Below are 19,389 nucleotides of genomic sequence, written 5' to 3'. Positions count from 1 at the left end.
CTCTCAGCGTCCGGGAAGCCGGGTCTTGATCTCCTGCACGATCCAGCCGTTGCCGTCGGGGTCGGCGAAGGAGAGGAACGACCCGTAGTCGGCGTGCCCGTCCGCCGGGCCAGCGACGCGACCGTCCGTCCCGGCGTGGTGAAAGATCCCGGTCGTGTCGTGGAACACCTCGCTCACGTCGGCGCCGCCCTCTTTCAGCGTCGCGCGTGCGTCGTCGATGTCGTAGACCGCCAGCTGGAGGCCCTCGGCGGATCCGGGAGCCGCCCCGCTCACACCCTCACCGAAGATGATCGAGCACCCCGACCCCGGAGGTGTCAGCTGCACGACGCGATATCCGTCCTCGACCGCGAGATCGGCGTCCAGTCGCCAGCCCAGCCCTTCGTAGAACTGCTTCGCTCGGTCGACGTCCCCGACGGGGATCACGACGACCTCCAGCCTCATCTCCCCCGGTTGGACCGGCGGGCTCCCAGCAGTGGTCCCGGATGACTCGACAGTGCTCACAGCGGCCTCCTCGGCACAGGCTCGAACGTCATGACGGTGGAACTCGATGAGTGGCTCGAAGACCTTCCCGAGGTGGCCCCTCCCGTATCGTTCTACGCCACGTCCGATATGTCCATGCTGTGGTACAAAACCCGTTCGGACGGTCTCACGAGGGGCGGCCGGCGGCGGGGCGCTCGATGTCGTCGTAGCAGCGCACGGCGGCGATCCGGCCATCGTCGGCACGCTCGAAGACGGCGAGGCCGGCCTGGGGCGGCCACTCTCCGCGAGTGCTCACGTCGTTGTACTCCACCACGCACCGCACGCCGTCATCGGTGGCGTGACAGCACTCGAGCGCCACGCCGTCGCCCGTACCGAGCAGGCGGGAGTAGAACGAGCGCAGCCCGTCCTCGCCGCGATGGACGTCCGGCTCTCCGACCGCCTCACGGAGGTATCCATCCTCGGCGAACGTCGCCACGACCTCGTCCACGTCTCCGGCTTCCAGCCCGGCGAGGTACCGGCCGACGACACCGTCCGGAGGGACGGCGCCGGGTCCGAGAAGGGGTGCTCTCCGGTGGCGACGCCCGTCGACGACGACCTGGCTGCAGTACGTGCGCAGGTCGAGCGAGTACCGATCGGTCGCCTCGGCGACGACGGCGACCGGCCACGCGACCGCCGTTCCGGAGATCTCCAGACGGGCGAGGAGCTCCACGGCGGCGCACGACCCGTCGGCAGTCGACGACACGGTCTCGATGCGTGCATGACGAGCCCGCAACCACTCCTGGTTCGTGGCGACGAACCGGCGGAGCTCGCGGTGGCCAGTCACCTCTCCAGCACGCGGGTCGTGGACGACGATGCGCCCCGGCCAGGCGGCTTCGAGAGCATGCGGGGAGCCGTCGGACAACGCGGAGAGATAGCGCGTCACCGGGTCCTCAGGCTCGTACGGGAGCGACTGGCGCCGCGCGAGCTCGGCAGCGCTGACGAAGTCCGGGAACCACGGCATGCCCACACCTTCCTCCAACGACGTAGCAAGGGAAACCCGTACGACCCTCTTGCCGCTGCATCGATTCGGGAGGACCGTGTGATCAAGAACGGCGAGCCAAGGAGTCGACCCCATGACGGCCCACACCGAGGACCCGCCGCCCCGCCGCGAGAGGCTGCTGGATCAGACCGTCGTCGTGATCGGCGGGAGCGCAGGCATCGGCCTCGAGACCGCGCGAGAAGCACGGATCGAGGGAGCCGATGTCCTCCTGGTCGGCCGTGACGCCGACCGACTGGCGGCGGCGGCGGAGGAGGTCGGTGCCCGGCGGACAGCCGCCTTCGACGCCCACGACCTCGATGCCGTACGCGGGTTCTTCGCCGACCTCGAGCAGCCGGTCGACCACGTCATGGTCACGGCCGGGAACCCGTACTACGCCTCCCTGTGGGACACCGACTTCGGCGAGGCGGGACGGGCGCTGCAGGACCACCCGCTGCTCATGGCCGGCATCGCGCGGTACGGCGCACCCAGGGTCCGCCCCGGTGGCACGCTCCTCTTCATGGGCGGGACCGGAGGCCGTCATCCCAGCATCGGGATCGGCGTGACGTCCGCGATGACCGCAGCCCTCCCCGCGCTCGCCGCCAGCCTCGCCGTCGAGGTGGCACCCGTACGCGTGAACCTCATCGCCGCCGGCTTCGTGAACACGCCACTGTCGGCACGGCTCCTCGGGGACGGACTCGAGGAGAGGCTCGACGAGCTGCGGCGGACGGTGCCGACCGGGAGAGTCGTCGAGCCGGAGGACGTCGCCGCCCTGGCCGTCCACATCATGACCAACCCGGCGCTCACCGGAGCGACGTTCGACATCGACGGAGGCCAGCAGCTCGTCGCCGCGCCACCGTCACAGCCGTAGGAGATCAGACGATCAGGACGACGCCGGCGACCACCACGGCGGAGGCCACGACGCGCTGCCGGCCCATCGGCTCGTGCAGCAGCGCGGCGCCGATCACGGCACCGAAGACGATGCTGGTCTCCCGCAGCGCCGCGACCGTGCCGAGATCTGCCTGGGTCTGTGCCCAGAGCACCAAACCGTAGCCAACCGTGGCGATCAGTCCCCCGCCCAGTCCCCGGATCCAGATCGTCCGGTCGAACGACAGCACGCGCCGCCCTCGGACAGTCGCTGCCACGACCAGGAATCCGAGCCCCATGATCAGCTGCAACCAGAACACGTAGCCCAGGACCGCGTCGGCCCTCCTCACCCCGAGGCCGTCGACGACCGTGTAGCTGGTGATGGCCACCCCGGTGGCAACGGCGGAGGCCACCGCCGGCCAGGCGGGCGCCGGACGACGCGAACGTGTGAACACCAGGGCGAGCAGCCCCGCGCAGACCAGCAGGATGCCGAGGAGCTGACCACGACCGGGCACCTCGTGGAGGAAGAGGAGTCCGAAGACGGTGACCAGGAGCGGACTGGTGCCCCGAGCCAACGGATAGACCTGGTTGAAGTCACCGACGCGATAGCTCCAGGTCATCAGCAGCATGTAGACCACGTGCAGCACGCCCGAGATCGCCAGGTACGGATACGAGCTCGGGTCCGGGGAGGGCACGACGGCGACGCCCACCGCCCCGAGGACGACCGAGACGGTGGACATCGCCGCGAAGCCCGCGACGCGATCGGACGTCGACTTCGCCAGGGCGCTCCAGGTCGCGTGCAGGAGGGCTGCCACCAGGACCACGATCACGACGCTCACGCACGTCAGACGACACCATCAGCCGCGATGTGACAAGGGCCGGAGTTGTCGACGTCCTCGGCGACTCAGGCGGTGGCGCGAGGACGGCGGCGCACCGGCCGCCGAATCACCGAGCCGGGCTTCGACGCGAGGAGCGGGTCGAAGTCGTCGGTGATCTCCGTCAGGCGGGTCTCATCCACGAAGACGGCGCCGTCGTTGACCTCCTGGACGAGGTCGCGGCCCAGCACGGCGCCGGCCGTACCCATCCCGCCGTAGATCGTGGCGTTGATGCCGAACATGTGCTCCGTGCTCCCGCCCGCGAGGAACAGGCCCGGGATGTGGGTGGTGACCCGCGGACGGAACGGGCCGAGGTTCTTGAGCAACGGCGCGATGCCGTAGCAGGAGCCGCCGGTCGTGAGGGTGAAGCGCTCTTGGGTGATGGGGGTGGACGCCTCACAGAAGACCATCCGCTCCCGGATGTCGGGGATCATGAGCTCGGCGGTGTCGAGCACGCGCTGCGTGAGCTCCTCCTTGAGCTGGAGGTAGCGCTCGTCACGGCCGTAGCTGCCACCGTCCGCCGGGCCCGTCTCGACGTTCCAGAACCCGTAGTCCTTCGGCGCCCAGCTCACGAGCTCGAGCGTCGAGTAGCCGGGAGGCGCCGAGTGGGTCCCCGCCGGGTCCTTGGCCGTCGGGCAGCTGATCCCCACCGGCATCTGCTCGGGGCAGCGACCCGCGGCGACCTCGCGGTAGTAGCCGTCGACGTCGTTGTTCGGCCACACCCAGGCGAGCGGCGGGGTGTCCCGCTCGCGCAGGTCGACGTCGAGAGCGACGTACACCGCGAACATCGGCAGCGTCATCTCCAGGCCGTCCAGCCTGCGCCGCAGCCTACGGGTCAGGTGCTGGTCGCCGACCAGCTCAGACCACGTCTTCTTGAAGTCGGCGGCCGAGACGACGACCTCGGCGCGGATCTCCTCGCCACCCTGGAGGCGTACGCCGACGGCCCGGCCGTCCTCGATCACGATCTGCTCGACCCTGGCCTTGGTCCGGACCCGCCCTCCGTACGACTGCACGACGTCGGTGAGGTGGGCGCCGATCACCTGACCGCCGCCGCGCGGGTAGTACGCACCGGCCTGGAGGTAGTGGTGCAGGAAGCCTGCGTGCATGGCGGTGGGCGTCCGGTGCGGGGGCCACGTGTAGTCGCCGTTCTCGGCGAGGATGACCGCCTGGGCGTCGGCGCTGAGGCCGCACGCCGCCATCAGCGTCGTGATGGGCCGTACGCCCCAGCGCAGCAGCGCCCACGGGCGCCGGCGCGGTCGCTCGCCGGCCGCGATCGTCCGCATCACCCGCACGCACCGGCGCAGGCCGGCCTCCTCGTCGGGGAACGCCGCGATCAGGCGCTCGAGGTAGGTGTCCCAGCCGGTCGGTGTCTGGAACGTCGTGCCGGGGATCATGATCTGGCAGTGCCCCTCGGGCCGCTGACGCAGCCACTTGATGCGCTCGGTCAGCGCGAGTCCTGAGAGCGCCGTCTGCATCCGACCGCCAGGGCCGCACTCGCCGACGTAATGGGTGCCGACGTCGAACTCGAACTTGTTGCCGGCGCGGCGGAAGACCTGGGTGCTGCCGCCGACCACCTGGTTGGCCTCCAGCACGAGCACCCTCTTGCCATTGGCCGCGAGGTACGCCGCGCAGGTCAGTCCCCCGGGTCCGGCGCCTACCACCACCGCGTCCCAGGTCTCAGGGCCGGTCTCGGGTGTGGATGTCGGAGGCGGCGCGGTCTGCGTCATGAGAGGATCACTTTCGGACGAGTTAACTAGAGTGGGACTCTAGTTAACTCGCTCTCGGGGATCGGCGCCAGGCCGGCGAGCTCAATCGCCGGGAGACCCGTGCGTGAGGCCGTCGAGGAGTGCGGCTCCTGCCTCGATCGCCGCCTGCTCGATGCGCTCCGGCGGCAGCGTCAACGCGTCGCGTCGCAGAGCCAGCGCAGCGACGCCGTTCCAGGCACCGAAGAGCACGTACGACATGAGCTCGGGGTCGACCGGACGGATCGCGCCGGTCTCCACGGCATCACGGATGCTCCCCTCGAACTCCTGCCGAAGCTCACTAAAGCGCGAGACGACCTCGTTCTCGACCGGCGTGCGCGGACCGCGTTCACCGGTGACGGTCAGGTACCTCAGCAGGGCGGGATGGTCGAGGAGGAGCCTCAGGTACGCGATGCCGACGCCCGCGAAGCGTTCGAGCGGAGGCGCCTGCGCCGCGTACGCCGAGCGGAGGGCGTCCGTGGCCACCGCCAGCACCCGCTCGGCCACGGCCGCCAGCAAGCCGTCCTTCGTGCCGACGTGGACGTACACCGACGCGGGCGAGATGCCCGCCTGCGCGGCGACATCCTCGATCCTGATCTCCTCCGGAGCGCGCTGCGACATGAGCAGCTCGGCCGCGTCGAGGAGCAGGGCGCGCGTGCGCTCCCGACGGCGCGATCCCCGCGCGGCGGCGTCGGTGACCACGGGAGCGGGCTTCTGGTCGTCGGGCACGCACACACACTAGTTCTCGGACGCTGACGCACCGTTCACTCGGCACGAGCCCCGAACCGCCGCCTGAACGCGCGACCGGTGTTGCTGTCGGCGAGGAACGCGACAATCCCTCTGACGAGCGCACGCTGCAGGTCGTCACCGAGCACTTCTCGAAGCCGGCGATCGATCTCCGCCTCGATGTCACCGATGAGCGGCCGGAGCTTCCGGCCCTCGGCGGTGAGCTGGAGGAGCACGTAGCGCCGATCCATCGGGTTCTCGATGCGGTCGACGAGACCTCTCTTTACCAACGTGTCCACCAGTCGGCTCGGGCTTCCGGTCTCGCACACGAGGAGATCGCCCAACCCCTTCAACGTCGTCGGCCCGTGTGAGCCGAGGACGAGGATGATCTCGGCTTGCGATGGCGTGACGTCGTGCGGAGCCAGCGCTGCCGCCAGCTGGCGGTTGCCCTCCCGCTGGGCGGCGAGCAGTGCGTAGCGCAACTCCTCGGTCGTGGAGGCGGGCGAAGCCATAGGGTCAGCGTCTCCTTCGGTCACGGCGCGCCGGGGGCCGGGCACCGCATCAACGTAGCCCGCTGACATTATATGACATGTCATGTAATGTCGTGCCTCCCACCCGCCGAAGCCGACGGACGACCATGACGCAGTACACCGCCACCCGCGTTCTCCGGGCCACCCAGAAGACCGTTCTCGAGATTTTGCTCGACATCGGCCAGCTGCCCGACTGGAATCCCGCTGTCCACTCCATCGTCACCGACGACCAGATCGCGGCGCTCGGCAAGCGATACCCAGCGGCCACCCGGCTCCCCGGCCGCGCCTTCGTGACCTACACCCACATCCAGGCAGACGAGATCGTCTGGCGCCTCGAGGCGCCAGGCGCCGTGGAAGAGGGACGCTGGCGGATCACCGACCTCGGGCGCACCAGCGAAGTGACCCACACGATGGTCCATACCGGCCCCGTGTTCATGCTTCTGCGTCACACCATGCGAGCGGTCCCCGACCTGAGGCTCGACCGCCTCCGGCTCCGAGCCGAGGGAGGTCACGCGTCGGCTCTTCATGCGACGCCAGCCTCGGGAATCGTTCTAGGCGGCCGCGTGGCTCCCGCGAGCCCGGGCGATGATGTGGAGCTGTGACGCGAGGCGACGGTACGGATCACGACGCCCCGCCTCCTCCTCGGCCTTGAGACACGCCGCCAAGGTGCGGTCGTCCGGACGGGTGTCAGGGTCGACGCCGTCCGTGAACACGCGGACCCCGTACCAGGCCTCGACCTCGCACCCGACGCCTCGGCACCAGGCCAGCGCCTCTTCGAGGCGGTGGGCGGCCGCTCGCACACCGAGCTCGTTGGTGTAGGTGTCGGCGCCGAAGGCTCGCAGGGCCGCCTCCCAGTCGCCGCGGACAGCGGGTCTGTAGGCGAGTGCCTCACCGTTGCGCACGGTGAAGGAGACCACTCCCCCAGGAGCGACGCGCTGGGCGAGCTGTCGAACCGCCCTCTCCGGGTCGGGAAGGTACATCAGCAACCCGTGCGCACAGACCAGGTCGAAGGTGCGCCCAGGGAGCAGATCGTCGAGGTCGTCGATGGTGCCGCGGAGCATCGAGACGTCGACCGCTCGGACCTCGGCAGCGTGTTCCGCCAGGGCAAGCAGGTCGACAGACGGGTCGACACCGGTGACCTCCAGTCCGCGAGCGGCGAGCTCGATGGCCTGGGTGCCCTGGCCACACCCGACGTCGAGGACTGTCTCGACGCCTTCGAGATGCTCGTGGATCTGGGTCCGCACGAGGCTCTGACGGACGACGTTGCGGAGACTGCCCAGCCGCGACGCCCAGGTTGTCTCGACGTCAGCGAAACCGCTCATCGGCCGAGTCTCTCAGCTGGTTCGTGCCGCGGGGAAGGATCCTCGGGCCGCCGCGAGGCCCCCGCCCTGGCCCGCGCGAGCGATGACGTCGAGCTGCGACGCGAGGCGACGATAAGGATCTCGACACCCAGCCTCGTCCTCGAGCCTGAGGCAGACCTCGAGAGTGGCGTCGTCCGGCCGGACGCCGGTCGGCGGGGTCGGTGCAGACGCGGACCCCGTACCGTCCACGACCGAGGAGTTCGTCCGAGGGATCGATGAAGTCCTGGCTCAACAGCAGGATGCGGGTGCGTCCGGGGAAACCGGACGCACCCGCCTGCTCACTGAGATCAGCGCTTGACCCTCGCAGTCGTGGTCTTGATGCTCGTCCCACCCGGACCCCGCGCGACAACGACGACCTTCACCGTGCCGGAGATCCTTTTACTGACCGTCAGCCGTACGGTCCGTCCGGTGCGGTTGAGGGTCTTGGACGTCAACGTCTTGCCGCTCTTGGTCAGCGACACCCTGACGGACGTCGCCCCCGCCACGTTCGTCGAGACGCGCAGTCCCGACGACCGCAGCCTCTTGGCCGTGATCGACCTGTCTGACACCAGCGCGACGACCGGCTTGCTCGGCTTCGCCGGAGTCGTGGGCAGCGTGCTCGGCCTGCGACCTAGGAGCGTCTTGAACAGGTCCGTCTGATCAATGGTGCCGGTGACGTTGGCCGCTTGGGGGCCCGAGGCCGCGACGCGGATCTGGCTTCCGGTGTGGTTGGAGCCTGATGCTGCCGTGGAGTAGGCGACCGTCATCGGATCACCGTCGGCGGTCTGTAGCGTCGCGGTCTGGCGCCCGCCGTTGCCGTCGCCGACGATCTGCGTGGAGTGCGCGTGGTCACCCGTCACGACGATGAGCGTGTCGGGATTCTCCTTCTGGAAGTCCAGAGCCACCTTGACTGCCTTGTCGAGCTCGACGAGGTCACCGATCGCGCCGCAGATGTCCGAGGCGTGCTCCTGCTTGTCGACCATCGCGCTCTCGGCCTGCAGGAAGAAGCCCTTCTCGTTGTCCAGCAGCTCGATCGCCTTGGCCGTCATCGTGGACAGGTCGGGCTGGTTGCCACGATCAGCGTTCGTGCACTTCTGACCAGCGCCGCCGGTGCCGGGCGGAGCGGCGGCCACGAGCGGGTTGTACATCGGCGTCATGTTCCCAGCGGAGAACAGCCCGAGCACGGGTCCGCCGTCGAGGGACGTGATGGCGTCGAGACCAGCCTTGTCGTCGACGGCACGGTAGCCCTTGGCGGCCGTCGCGTAGTCGAGGACGGTGCCACCTGCTGGGAGGGTCTGCCCGAAACGGTTCTTGCCGCCACCCAGCAGGACGTCCACCTTGTTGTCGACGAGCTGCTCGGCGATGGACCCCTTGCCACCGGCAGACTTGAGCGCCGACTGACAGTTCGCCATGTCTGCCGGACCCTGGCACGCACGCGCGTTGATGTGTGAGGCCGCTGCCGCCGGTGTCGCGTCGGTCAGCTCAGCGGTGCTGACGTTGCCGGTGAGCTTGCCCTGCTTCTTGTAGATCTCGAGGACGGTCTCGTAGTCCTTGCCCGCGATGTTCGCAGCGGTGCTGGGGCCCTGCGACAGCCGTCCATCGACCGTCTTCGTGCCGGTCGACCAGCCGCTCGCCGTCGGAGCCGAGTCCGACACATACGCGATCGGGTAGTCCGGTCCCTCGCCAACCTTGAGGCCGTGAGTCGTCATAGCACCGGTGAACGGCAGGTCATCGAGCGCGAAGCGTCCGTCCGCGCCCAGCTGGTAGTTGCGCGCAGCCGTGATCATGGAGTCATCGGTGCCGTCACCAATCAGGAGGATCACGTTACGAGGCTTCGCGGGATTGATAGCGGCGGCCAGACCGGCCGAACGGTCATCAGTGAAGCCGGGCGACACGGCGTACACCGAGCCGCCAACAGCGAGTCCAGCAAGGGCCAACACGCCTGCGGCGACCAGCCCTCTACGTCTACGTCTACGAGACATGAGTCCGTCCTTGTCGTTGGTTGCTTGCTGTGAATCTGGCGCAGGCAACCAGCGCGGAGGACAACACCAAGGAGCCGGCCGGTGAACACAGGCTGGCGGATGTGCGAGTCAACCCGACCCCTCAAGCGCTCGTGCCGCGCCGCTGTGGGTTGGTCGCTCTCCGTCGCCTGGCTCCCCCGAAGCCAGTTGAGAACGCTCACAGCCGAGGGTCGACAGGCTCCGACTCGAGCGCGAGGACGGCGAAGACCGACTGGTGCACCCTCCAGAGCGGCTCGTGATCGACGAACGCGGTGAGCGCCTCGAGGCCGAGCCCGTGCTCGCGCTGGGCGAGCTGGCGCTTCTTGCCGAGGTGGCGCTCGCGGAGCACGTCGAGCGAGTCGGTGTAGTCAGGCCCGTAGATGATCCGGAGGTACTCGCGGCCGCGCACCTTGACGCCCGGCTGGATTCGGCCGGTGGTCAGGTGTGCGGGCTTGACAACCATGCCCTCTCCGCCGGCACCCGTCAGTTCCAGCCACCAGTCGATGGCCGCCTCCCGCTCGTCGGCCGAGGCGAGGTCGACGAATCGGTGGCGCGTGGGCGTGATCAGATCGCCTTCGAGCTTCGCAAGCTGTGCGAGGTGCCACTCGTGGGACTCGGTCAGCGCGAGCGCCCGGCCCTCCGCGGCGAGGATCTGGAACGGCGCGAGCGTGACACCGTCCAGCCCCTGGGTCGGGTGGACGTACGCGGCGTACGCGTCTCGGAATGCCTCGGCGTTGTCACGGCGACGGTCGACCTTCTCGACGAGGTCGACGACATCGAGTCCACGAGCAGCGGCCTGTTCGAGCACCGCCCGCGCCTCAGGAAGCACGCGGCGCGCAGCCGCGGCGACCGAGGCGTACTGGACCTTGATCAGATCCATGGCCTTGGCCGACCAGGGCAAGAGCTCGCAGTCAAGAGCGAGCCAGTCGGTGTCGAGGGACTCGAAAAGCGGTGCTGCGCAGTCGCGAAGGTGATCGACGAGCTCACTGGTGTCGGCGAAGAACGGGCGTCCAGTCCGGGTGTAGATCACGCCGGTGGAGCCATCACCCACGCCGAACCGCCGTTCTGCCGCGTCGGTGTCCTTGGCAATGACCGCGATGGCGCGCGAACCCATGTGCTTCTCCTCGCACACCACCCGGGTGACGCCCCAGCCGGCGTACTCGTCGAAGGCCTGCGCCGGGTGCTCCAGGTAGCCGCCGAGCTTCGACGTGGCCACCGGCGACATGGTGGGAGGCAGGTAGATCAGCCACCGCGGGTCGACGGCGAAGCGGCTCATGACCTCGAGCGCTGCGGCGGCGTTCTCTTCGGGGATCTTCACCTTGCCGGCGTGGGTGGTCTGCAGCCACCGGGGGCCGGCGACGTCATCGACCTTCAGCACTGACTGCTCGCGGTCGCCCACGGGCGGGAGAAGGGGGCGCACAGGTTCGTACCACTCCTTCTCGGCGGGCACCGAGACGATCTGTCGCTCCGGGTAGCGCAGCGCCGTGAGCTCGCCGCCGAAGACGACCCCGGTGTCGAGGCAGATGGTGTTGTTGACCCACTCGGCCTTCGGGACCGGGGTGTGGCCGTAGACGACCATCGCCTGGCCGCGGTACTCCTGGGCCCAGGGATAGCGGACCGGGAGTCCGTACTCGTCGGTCTCGCCGGTGGTGTCGCCGTACAGGGCGAACGCACGGACGCGGCGAGACGAGCGACCGTGGTAGGCCTCCTTGAGCCCGGCGTGTGCGACGACCAGCCTGCCGTCGTCGAGGACGTAGTGGCTGATGAGTCCGTCCATGAAGTCCAGCGCCTGCTTGCGGAAGTCCTCTGGCTCGCTCTCGAGCTGGGCGAGCGACTCCGCGAGGCCGTGGGAGACAGTGACCTTGGATCCTCGCAGGGCGCGGACGAGCTTGGCCTCGTGGTTGCCCGACACGCAGAGCGCGGTGCCGGCGGCGACCATGCCCATGACGAGCCTCAGGACGCCGGGGGTGTCCGGACCCCGGTCGACGAGGTCACCGACGAAGAGCGCTTGACGACCCTCGGGGTGGGTCGCGCTGACGGCCGTGCCGTCGTCGTACGTCAGGGTCCAGCCGAGCTCCGTGAGCAGCGTGTGAAGCTCCGAGGCGCAGCCGTGGACGTCACCGATGATGTCGAACGGTCCGTGGATCTCCGTGCGGTCGTTCCACGGTCGCTCGCGCACGATCTCGGCACCCTCGACCTCGTCGATGCCGCGCAGGACGTGGACGCGACGGAACCCTTCCTTGGTGAGTCGCCGGAACGACCGTGTGAGGTCGCGGTGCTGACGCGAGACGACGTGGTCGCCGAAGACACGGTCGGGCCGCTCCTTGTTGCGCTCGATCGCCACAGACTTTGGGACGTCGATGACGATGACATCGACCAAGACGTCGTGGCTCTTGGCCAGCGTGACCAGCGCGGCGCGCGCAGACGGTTGGACGTTGGTGGCGTCCACGACGGTGAGCAGGCCTCGGCGCAGGCGGGCGCCCACGATGTAGTGGAGGACGTCGAAGGCGTCCGGGGTGGCCGACTGGTCGTTCTCGTCGTCGGCGACCAGGCCGCGGCAGAAGTCGCTGGAGATGACCTCGGTCGACCTGAAGTGCCTGCGGGCGAACGTGGACTTGCCGCTGCCGGAGACACCGACCAGGACGACCAGTCCCATGGCGGGAACGGTGATCTGCTGCGTGCCGGCTCCTGCGTCAGTCATTGGCCCCCTCCTTGGTGGTGAAGACGGCCATCTGGGTGGGTGCGCCGACGACGTCGTCGAGATCGCCGATGCCGCGACGCTCGACGGCATAGCCGTACGTCGCGGCGACGCGGTCGGACCACTCGGCGAACTGGTCCCGGGTCCACTCGAAGCGGTGGTCCGGATGCCGCATGCCGACGAGGCCTTCGTAGCGCATGTTGTACTCGGCGTTGGGAGTCGTCACGATGACGGCGCCGGGCTTGGCAGTCCCGAACACGACACGCTCCAGGGCTCCCAGCCGTGGCGGGTCGATGTGTTCGATGACCTCCATGAGCACGGCGGCGTCGTATCCGGAGTAGCGCTCGTCCTCATACGTCAGCGCTCCCTGGAACAGCTGGACGCGCTCGGCCTGTCGCTCATTCATCCGGTCGACGTGGAGACGGCGGGCGGCGTGCTGAAGTGAACGGGTGGACACGTCGGAGCCGGCGATGCGCGTGAAGGACGGCGTCGTGACCAGGCGATCGAGGAGCTGGCCCGCACCGCAGCCCAGGTCGATCACAGACCGCGCGCGCAGCTCGAGAAGGAGCTGCTGCACGGTCTCGTGGCGCTGGGTGTTGAGCGGGACGCGTCTTTCGGCAGGCTGGAGCACGTCCTCGTCCTCGGCCGGCGCGATGGCGCCCTCCACCTCGTCACCGAGCTCTGCCAGCCGCGCGAGGGCGACGCGGGTCAGGGCGCCTTGACGGCCGAGATATCGGCGGGTGATCAGGTCGGCCTCGGGGTGGGTGGCGAGCCACCCCTCACCCGAACGCATCAGCTTGTCGATCTCGTCAGGTCCCTGCCAGTAGTGCTTGGACTCGTCGAGCACGGGGAGCAGCACGTAGAGCTGGTTGAGCGCGTCGGCGAGCCGGACGACGCCGGCGATTCGAAGACGGACGTAGCGGGAGTCGCCCCACTCGGGGAACGCCTCGTCGAGCGGGATCGGCTCGGCCTCGACCGTCCAGCCCAGCGGTCCGAACAGCCGGTGGGCGACCTCCGCTCCACCCCGGCACGGCAGCACCGGGACGGCGATCTCGAGCGGTATCGCCGAGTCGGCAAGGTCCTGCCGGGAGCGGCAACGCCCGCTGCGGGCGGTGCTGAACACGTCGGCCATCGCCACGCCCAGAAGCGACGACGCTGCGTACGAGCGGTCGTTGACGTACTGAGCCAGGCTGAAGTCGGGGGTGTTCTTGCCGCGGGAGCGGGCCAGCCGGACCGGATCGACGTCGAGCATCAGCGCGGCCGTGCAGCGCTCGTCGGTGGACTCGGGGTAGAAGACCGTCACGGTGCCGAAAGACTGCGAGAACGACTGCACACGGTCGGGATGCTTGTGGAGCAGGTAGCCGAGGTCGGTCGCAGGCTGATGGGTGGTCGTGACGGTCAGAAGCACCCGGCAAGTCTGGCGTAGCGGTCCACCACGGTCCGACGAACGGACGGATTCGAAGGCAGCCGCTCGCAGAATGCATTCAGGCCCGGGATTCGCACTGAATCCCGGGCCTGATCTGGTAGCGGGGACAGGATTTGAACCTGTGACCTCTGGGTTATGAGCCCAGCGAGCTACCGAGCTGCTCCACCCCGCGTCGGTGACACGAGCCTATCGGACACCCCACCCGACCTCGCATCCGCCCCCGTCAGTCAGGTGCTGCGACTGCTTTGAGCCGGGCGACGTGAGCGCGCTGAAGCTCGGTGGTCTCAGTGAGGAAGCGGGTCACCACGGCAAGTTCGTCGCTCGTGAACCGGCGCCGGAGCAGCTCGTCGCCCTCGCGGACCAAGGGCTCCATGAGCTCACGACAGCGCGCCAATCCTCCCGGCGTGATCGAGATGACGCTTCTCCTGCGGTCGGTGGGATCGGCGGACCTGTTCAGGAACCCGCGTTGGTCGAGGCGATCAAGCATGGGTCCCGAAGCGATCGCTTCCGAACGGTCCGTCTCGAGGGCCACCCTGCGACAGGTGCTCTTCAGCGGCATCGATGCGGTGGAGTTCGGCAAAGTGTTCACGCACTACGAGTCACGCTCCGACGGGACAGTGACGGCCTTCTTCCGCGACGGAACCTCGGCAATGGCCGACCTGTTGGTGGGCGCCGACGGCACCCGCTCGGCCGTGCGGGCGCAGTTCCTGCCTGAAGCAACGATCCGCGACACCGGCATCACCGCGATCGCGACCAAGACTCCGTTGACCGACGAGACCCGAGCACTGCTCCCCCCAGAGGTCGCGAAGGGCCTCTCTCTCATCTTCGCAAACACGGGGATGCTCGGGATCCTGCACGTGATGGAATTTCCCTGGGACGCCGACGGCAACCCCAAGGACGCCAGGTTCGCCGACGTGATCAGGGCGTGGCCGGATCTCGCGTTCGACAACACCCGCGACTACATCAACCTGGCGATCTGGAGCCCACATGAGCACTTCCGGCAGACACGGCTGACCTTCGTGGCGGCGAGCTCATCACGATCGCTCTCGATTCGACGGTGACCTGGGACGAGAGCTAGAGCCGAGCCGCGAGGAGCGCTTCACATCCACCACGCCCGTGTGGCATACATCAGAGGCGGTCCCAGATCTGTCTGGAACCGCCTCTGACCTGCTCAATCTCTTGTAGCGGGGGCAGGATTTGAACCTGCGACCTCTGGGTTATGAGCCCAGCGAGCTACCGAGCTGCTCCACCCCGCGTCGGCACACAGAACATTACCGGACCTCTCCCCCAGACCCAAACCCAGGCTGCCTCGCGGCTGCGTGCCGGGATGCCCGGGCCTGCACCATCGCGGCGAGCACGCCGGAGCCCGTGACCGCGATGTACGAGGTGAGCACCGCGACCGCGACCGGCACCGTCTGCAGCGCTCCCAGGTCCATCATGAGCGCCGCCAGTAGCACCAGAGTGAACGGCGCGGCGACGATGGCACCGGGCAGCGCGGCGAAGACGCAGCTGAACGCGAGGGCGAGCGGGACGTCCGGCACGATCAGGTGGATCGCGTACCCGTACGTCCCTCCGAGGAACAGCATCGGGAAGAACGGGCCCCCGATGAATCCCGTCTCCATACAGACGGAGAAGGCCACCATCTTGGCCAGCACGATGACGAGGAGGAAGCCGGCTCCGAGCGCCGACCCGGACTCGGCCACCGTCTGGAGCTGGTGGCTCCCGGTGAACAGCGTCAGCGGAAGCGCGACGGCGATGAGGCCGAACGCCAGCCCGCCCGCCACCGGGCGCAGGACGGTCTTCCCTTCCAGACGGGCGGCCAGCCGACGGACGATCCCTGTGAGGACCGCCAGCACCAGGGCGCCGAGCGCAGCGGCCAGGCCGAGACCCACGGCCGCCAGGAGGTGCCAGTCCTTGTAGGCGTAGGACGGGACGTCGTAGAGGCCGAGGAACGTCGTCCCCGCGATCGGGTAGAACACCGCGAAGCACACCGTCGCCGACGCCAGCGACCCGAACACAGCATGGGTGAAGCGGCGACGGTGCGGCTTGGCGAGCTCCAGGACGAGCAGCGTCGCCACCATCGGCACCGCGAGCAGCCCGCCGTACGCGGCCGAGATGCCGGTGAGCGTCGTCGCCTTCTGCATGTCCTCGTCGGTACGCCGTCGGCCGACCCAGGTGCCCAGTCCTCCGCCCATCGACCCGAGCGCCGCCTCCGGGCCCAGGCTCGCACCGCCGACGAGGGACACCGACGACACGGCGACCGTCCCGAGAACGCCGGCAGGCTCGACGTGCTCCTTCTCCAGCTCGTCGGTCAGACCGGGCTGGTGTTCGGGCATCCGCAGGACGTGACGGAGCAGACCGACGACGAGACCGGTCCCGACGGTGACCGCGATCCACCACCAGTGACCACCCCACCAGCCCTGCGACGTCGGATCGCCCCAGAAGTCTCCAGTCTCGACCACGAAGAGGAAGGCGAGGCCGGCGAAGGCCATCACCACTCCGAACACGACCGCGTCCCGGATCAGCACCCAGAACTCCCGCGACCGCGCGAGCGGGGCGAGGTGCAGCTCACCGCTCGTGTCGGCCATCGCCCCGCCTCTCGTGCGTCGGCCGCAACGTATCGCCCGAAGGAGCGAGCGGCGACCGGAATGCGGCGACGGCGACCGGCACCAGCGGGTGGCGCACCGTCGAATCCAACTTGGTCACTACACTTACCCGAGTCAGCGCCGCACTCGACGAGGAGACACCGTGACGACCGCGCCCCGCACCCGCCCGACCGTCGCGATCATCGGTGCCGGTGCCGCCGGCACGCTCGTCGCGCTGCACCTCGTCCGTACAGCGGGACGCCGCTCGACCGGCGTGGACGTGATCCTCCTCGACCCCGCCGACCGGTGGGGTCGAGGCCCTTCCTTCGGCACGCTCGACGACCAGCACCTCCTCAACGTCCCCGCCGCCGGCATGAGCGCGCTCCCCGAGGACCCCGCGCACTTCGTCGCGTGGCGCACCCACGAGGACCCCGAGAACGGCAGCGACCCGGCGACCTTCGCACGCCGTCGCGAATACGCCCGCTATCTCGACGAGACCTTGACGGAGACCCTTCAAGGCCCGCCCGGGGAGTTCGCCGCGGTGCGGCACGTCCGCTCGCGCGCCGTCGGCCTGCGCCGTACCGGGTCCGGGGTCGTCGTCGCCACGAGCGACGGCCGAGACGTGGCTGCGGACGCCGCCGTGGTGGCGACGGGACTCCCCGCCGCTGGGCACGCGTGGGCGCCGGAGGCCCTGCGCGGCTCGGCCTTCTTCGTCCCCGACCCGTGGGCCCCCGGCGCGCTCGACCCCGTACGCCGCGACCGCTCGGGTCCCGGCGACGTCCTGCTGGTCGGGACCGGACTCACGATGGTCGACGTGACCCTGTCCCTCACCGACGCGAGCAACCGGCCGGACCGTGTCGTGCGCGCGATCTCACGCAACGCCCGCCTTCCTCGTGCGCACGTCACCGGGCTCAAGCTCGCCGCGATCCCCGACGTCTCCGACTGGGGCAGCTCCCTCGCCGAGATCCGCGAGCACGTCGTCCAGCACCTTCAGGCGGTCGAGCGCGACGGAGGCGACTGGCGCCCCGGCGTCGACGGGCTCCGGTTCCGGATCTCCACGCTCTGGGGACGGCTGAACGACGAGGACCGCGCCGAGTTCCTGGCCTCGGACGCCGGTGCCTGGAATGTCCTGCGCCACCGGATGCCGCCCTCGAGTGCCACGCTCGTGGAGGGCATGCGCGAGGCGGGCCGCCTCGTTCTGTCACCCGGGTCGGTCGTGGACGCCGAGCCGCTCCCACGCGGCGGTCTGCGCGTGACGGTCGCGGATCGCTCCAGCGACGAGCGCGACGCCGTGGAGACGACGCACGACGTCGGCTGGGTCGTGAACTGTACGGGCCCGCAGGGCGACGTCCGGCTGCTCGGCGACCCCTTCCTCGACGACCTCCTCCGCCCTCGAGGTGGCGCATCGAGCGCGGTCGTGTCGACCGCGGGCATGGGATTCCGCACCGACGGGGGCCGCTTGATCGACTCCGAGGGTCGTGCCGACGCACCGGTGTGGACCCTCGGCGCACTGCGGCGGGGCGAGCTCTGGGAGTCGACGGCTGTGCCTGAGATCCGGAGCCAGGCCCTCGCCGTCGCCACCGGCGTCCTCGACGCGATCGCCCCGCTCCCCCGACGTCTTGCCGACGGTCGTGTCGTGAGCGGCCATCACCCCGCCGCTCGCCCGCGCGACCCGCTCGGACTGCCGATCTCGACGACGGCCGAGGCCGCGACGGCGTACAACGCGGGCCTCGAGCGCCTCATGCGCCTTCAGGACGACGCGGACGCCCCGCTCCGCGAAGCGGTCGCGCTCGACCCCGGCTTCGCGCTGGGGCACGCGACCCTTGCCATGCTGGGCCATGAGGCGGGAGCCGACGCGGACGTGCAGGCGTCGCTGGACGCAGCGCGCGAGGCCGTGCGCCAGCGGGGCGACGAGCGCGAGCGCAGCCTCGTCGACGTCGTGGGACAGCGGGTCAAGGACGTCCGCAACAAGGGCGCACGGGCGCTGATGAACCACATCGCGGCGCACCCGCGAGACATCCTCGCCGTCTCCGCCGCGGTGCCGACGATCGCGTTCTCCGGCGTCACCGACGTGCAGCAGGAAGCGTGGGACCTGGTCGAGGGACTGGCCCCTGCCTACGGCGACCACTGGTGGTACATCTCGTTGCTCGCCTTCACCCGTCAGGACCAGAGCCGGTTCGAGGAGGCAGGGCTGCTGGCCGAGAGCGCGCTCTCGTGCGAGCCTTCCTCGGGCCACGCCGTGCACGCCCAGACCCACGTCATGTACGAGACCGGGCAGCACGAGGCCGGTCGGGTCTGGCTCGACCACTGGGTCAACGAGAGCGGTCGGTCCGCCAGCCACCGTGCGCACTTCTCCTGGCACGCGGCCCTGCACGAGCTCGCGATCGGCGACACCGAGGCCGTACGCCGCCGCTACTACTCGCAGCTCGCTCCACCGACCGTCACCGGAGTTCGTGCTCTCGTGGACTCCGCCTCACTCCTGTGGCGCTGGCAGCTGACCACGTCCGGCTGGGACGCTGCGGTCGCCCACGGCGTCCCGGGGGCAACGGGGACTGCCTTCGTCGGCGAGACCGCTCCGCCGCCGGTCGCGCCGGTGATCGACGCCGCCGGGTCGGTGCTGGTCGACGCTCCGGAAACACCGTTCGTGGCCCTCCACTCCGCCATCGCGCTCGCCACCTCCGGTGACACCGCCCGGCTCGCGGCGCTCGCCCGGCACTGCCGCGGCTCGCGCGACGTGACCATCAGGACCGTCGTGGCGACGGTGTGCGACGCGCTCCTCCGCGCGGGCGAGGAGCGCTGGGACGATGCCGTGACACTGCTGGAGGACACGCTGCCGGTGCTCGCGCAGGTCGGCGGATCGGCGGCGCAGCGCGAGGTCGTCGAGGAGACGCTGCTGTTCTGCCTCGTCAACGCGGGTCATGCCGAGCGAGCGGGTGCCGTGCTCGACGCCCGGCTCGACCGCCGCGAGTCCCCTCTCGACGCCCGGCGTCGCGGCTCGCTGGTCCTCCGCACGACCGTCGCCGGCTGACACGTAGAAGCGGGGGGGGGGCCCCCCCCGCGGGGGGGGGGCCGGGGGCGCGGGGGGGTGCAGCGGGGGGCGGGGGA

At 69.7% G+C, this 19,389-nt stretch carries 16 protein-coding genes and 2 tRNA genes; 4 read left to right on the top strand and 14 right to left on the bottom strand.

The window, feature by feature from the left end:
• Nucleotides 1–3: 3 nt before the first annotated feature.
• Together KV100_RS15285 and KV100_RS15280 are read right to left on the bottom strand one after the other, a co-directional pair.
• Nucleotides 4–501 (bottom strand): VOC family protein, encoded by a 498-nt coding sequence (locus KV100_RS15285; protein WP_301022474.1) that lies wholly within the window; start codon nucleotides 499–501, stop codon nucleotides 4–6.
• A 145-nt stretch (nucleotides 502–646) separates the two neighbouring features.
• Nucleotides 647–1,480: a nuclear transport factor 2 family protein gene (locus tag KV100_RS15280; RefSeq protein WP_220343976.1), complete on the bottom strand. Its 834-nt coding sequence runs from the start codon at nucleotides 1,478–1,480 to the stop codon at nucleotides 647–649.
• Nucleotides 1,481–1,592: 112 nt separating this feature from the next.
• Between KV100_RS15280 and KV100_RS15275 the strand changes: the two genes are divergently transcribed.
• Nucleotides 1,593–2,366, top strand: a complete 774-nt coding sequence (locus KV100_RS15275) for an SDR family oxidoreductase (RefSeq protein ID WP_220343975.1) — start codon at nucleotides 1,593–1,595, stop codon at nucleotides 2,364–2,366.
• 4 nt (nucleotides 2,367–2,370) lie between these two features.
• Here the strand turns inward: KV100_RS15275 and KV100_RS15270 are convergent, their stop codons facing one another.
• The 4 genes from KV100_RS15270 to KV100_RS15255 all read right to left on the bottom strand — a co-directional run bounded on the left by KV100_RS15270 (nucleotide 2,371) and on the right by KV100_RS15255 (nucleotide 6,217).
• Nucleotides 2,371–3,201 carry a DMT family transporter gene (locus tag KV100_RS15270; protein WP_220343974.1) on the bottom strand — a complete coding sequence of 277 codons (831 nt, stop codon included), beginning with the start codon at nucleotides 3,199–3,201 and terminating at the stop codon, nucleotides 2,371–2,373.
• 65 nt (nucleotides 3,202–3,266) lie between these two features.
• Nucleotides 3,267–4,964, bottom strand: a complete 1,698-nt coding sequence (locus KV100_RS15265) for an NAD(P)/FAD-dependent oxidoreductase (protein WP_220343973.1) — start codon at nucleotides 4,962–4,964, stop codon at nucleotides 3,267–3,269.
• An 81-nt stretch (nucleotides 4,965–5,045) separates the two neighbouring features.
• Nucleotides 5,046–5,708, bottom strand: coding sequence for a TetR/AcrR family transcriptional regulator (locus KV100_RS15260; protein WP_220343972.1), 663 nt, complete (start codon nucleotides 5,706–5,708; stop codon nucleotides 5,046–5,048).
• A 35-nt stretch (nucleotides 5,709–5,743) separates the two neighbouring features.
• Complete coding sequence (locus KV100_RS15255; protein WP_220343971.1) at nucleotides 5,744–6,217, bottom strand: MarR family winged helix-turn-helix transcriptional regulator; 474 nt, start codon at nucleotides 6,215–6,217, stop codon at nucleotides 5,744–5,746.
• 125 nt (nucleotides 6,218–6,342) lie between these two features.
• Here KV100_RS15255 and KV100_RS15250 point away from each other — a divergent pair, with 125 nt between their 5' ends.
• Nucleotides 6,343–6,837: an SRPBCC family protein gene (locus KV100_RS15250; RefSeq protein ID WP_220343970.1), complete on the top strand. Its 495-nt coding sequence runs from the start codon at nucleotides 6,343–6,345 to the stop codon at nucleotides 6,835–6,837.
• Here the strand turns inward: KV100_RS15250 and KV100_RS15245 are convergent.
• The 6 genes from KV100_RS15245 to KV100_RS19740 form a co-directional block, all read right to left on the bottom strand.
• On the bottom strand, nucleotides 6,787–7,557 hold the full coding sequence (locus KV100_RS15245; protein WP_220343969.1) for a class I SAM-dependent methyltransferase: 771 nt from the start codon (nucleotides 7,555–7,557) through the stop codon (nucleotides 6,787–6,789). The genes KV100_RS15250 and KV100_RS15245 overlap by 51 nt on opposite strands.
• 326 nt (nucleotides 7,558–7,883) lie before the next feature.
• Nucleotides 7,884–9,398, bottom strand: a complete 1,515-nt coding sequence (locus tag KV100_RS15240; protein WP_220343968.1) for an alkaline phosphatase — start codon at nucleotides 9,396–9,398, stop codon at nucleotides 7,884–7,886.
• Between the two features lie 355 nt (nucleotides 9,399–9,753).
• Nucleotides 9,754–12,276: a polynucleotide kinase-phosphatase gene (locus tag KV100_RS15235; RefSeq protein ID WP_220343967.1), complete on the bottom strand. Its 2,523-nt coding sequence runs from the start codon at nucleotides 12,274–12,276 to the stop codon at nucleotides 9,754–9,756.
• Nucleotides 12,269–13,681, bottom strand: a complete 1,413-nt coding sequence (locus KV100_RS15230; protein WP_220343966.1) for a 3' terminal RNA ribose 2'-O-methyltransferase Hen1 — start codon at nucleotides 13,679–13,681, stop codon at nucleotides 12,269–12,271. Before KV100_RS15230 ends, KV100_RS15235 begins: the two co-directional genes overlap by 8 nt.
• 113 nt (nucleotides 13,682–13,794) lie before the next feature.
• A tRNA-Met gene (locus KV100_RS15225) sits at nucleotides 13,795–13,871 on the bottom strand.
• Nucleotides 13,872–13,922: 51 nt separating this feature from the next.
• Nucleotides 13,923–14,072, bottom strand: coding sequence for a hypothetical protein (locus tag KV100_RS19740; RefSeq protein WP_255560913.1), 150 nt, complete (start codon nucleotides 14,070–14,072; stop codon nucleotides 13,923–13,925).
• Nucleotides 14,073–14,103: 31 nt separating this feature from the next.
• Here KV100_RS19740 and KV100_RS15215 point away from each other — a divergent pair, with 31 nt between their 5' ends.
• Entirely contained in the window at nucleotides 14,104–14,760 is a 657-nt protein-coding gene (locus KV100_RS15215) for a hypothetical protein (RefSeq protein WP_255566294.1), read from the top strand.
• Nucleotides 14,761–14,881: 121 nt separating this feature from the next.
• Here KV100_RS15215 and KV100_RS15210 read toward each other — a convergent pair.
• Nucleotides 14,882–14,955 (bottom strand) — tRNA-Met (locus KV100_RS15210).
• Nucleotides 14,956–14,970: 15 nt separating this feature from the next.
• Complete coding sequence (locus KV100_RS15205; protein ID WP_220343963.1) at nucleotides 14,971–16,287, bottom strand: chloride channel protein; 1,317 nt, start codon at nucleotides 16,285–16,287, stop codon at nucleotides 14,971–14,973.
• A 160-nt stretch (nucleotides 16,288–16,447) separates the two neighbouring features.
• Here KV100_RS15205 and KV100_RS15200 point away from each other — a divergent pair, with 160 nt between their 5' ends.
• Nucleotides 16,448–19,312 (top strand): FAD/NAD(P)-binding protein, encoded by a 2,865-nt coding sequence (locus KV100_RS15200; protein ID WP_220343962.1) that lies wholly within the window; start codon nucleotides 16,448–16,450, stop codon nucleotides 19,310–19,312.
• Nucleotides 19,313–19,389: the final 77 nt, after the last annotated feature.

This window comes from Mumia sp. zg.B21 (genome assembly GCF_019550855.1).
Taxonomy (GTDB): Bacteria; Actinomycetota; Actinomycetes; order Propionibacteriales; family Nocardioidaceae; genus Mumia.
Note: the sequence above shows the minus strand (reverse complement) of the source record. Positions and strands in the feature narration are given on the sequence as shown.

Bases quoted from the DNA above. Each gene is read 5' to 3' on its own strand.
- KV100_RS15205 (WP_220343963.1), bottom strand. From the start codon at position 16,287: ATGGCCGACACGAGCGGTGAGCTGCACCTCGCCCCGCTCGCGCGGTCG.
- KV100_RS15280 (WP_220343976.1), bottom strand. From the start codon at position 1,480: ATGCCGTGGTTCCCGGACTTCGTCAGCGCTGCCGAGCTCGCGCGGCGC.
- KV100_RS19740 (WP_255560913.1), bottom strand. From the start codon at position 14,072: ATGGAGCCCTTGGTCCGCGAGGGCGACGAGCTGCTCCGGCGCCGGTTC.
- KV100_RS15250 (WP_220343970.1), top strand. From the start codon at position 6,343: ATGACGCAGTACACCGCCACCCGCGTTCTCCGGGCCACCCAGAAGACC.
- KV100_RS15245 (WP_220343969.1), bottom strand. From the start codon at position 7,557: ATGAGCGGTTTCGCTGACGTCGAGACAACCTGGGCGTCGCGGCTGGGC.
- KV100_RS15255 (WP_220343971.1), bottom strand. From the start codon at position 6,217: ATGGCTTCGCCCGCCTCCACGACCGAGGAGTTGCGCTACGCACTGCTC.
- KV100_RS15235 (WP_220343967.1), bottom strand. From the start codon at position 12,276: ATGACTGACGCAGGAGCCGGCACGCAGCAGATCACCGTTCCCGCCATG.
- KV100_RS15275 (WP_220343975.1), top strand. From the start codon at position 1,593: ATGACGGCCCACACCGAGGACCCGCCGCCCCGCCGCGAGAGGCTGCTG.
- KV100_RS15265 (WP_220343973.1), bottom strand. From the start codon at position 4,964: ATGACGCAGACCGCGCCGCCTCCGACATCCACACCCGAGACCGGCCCT.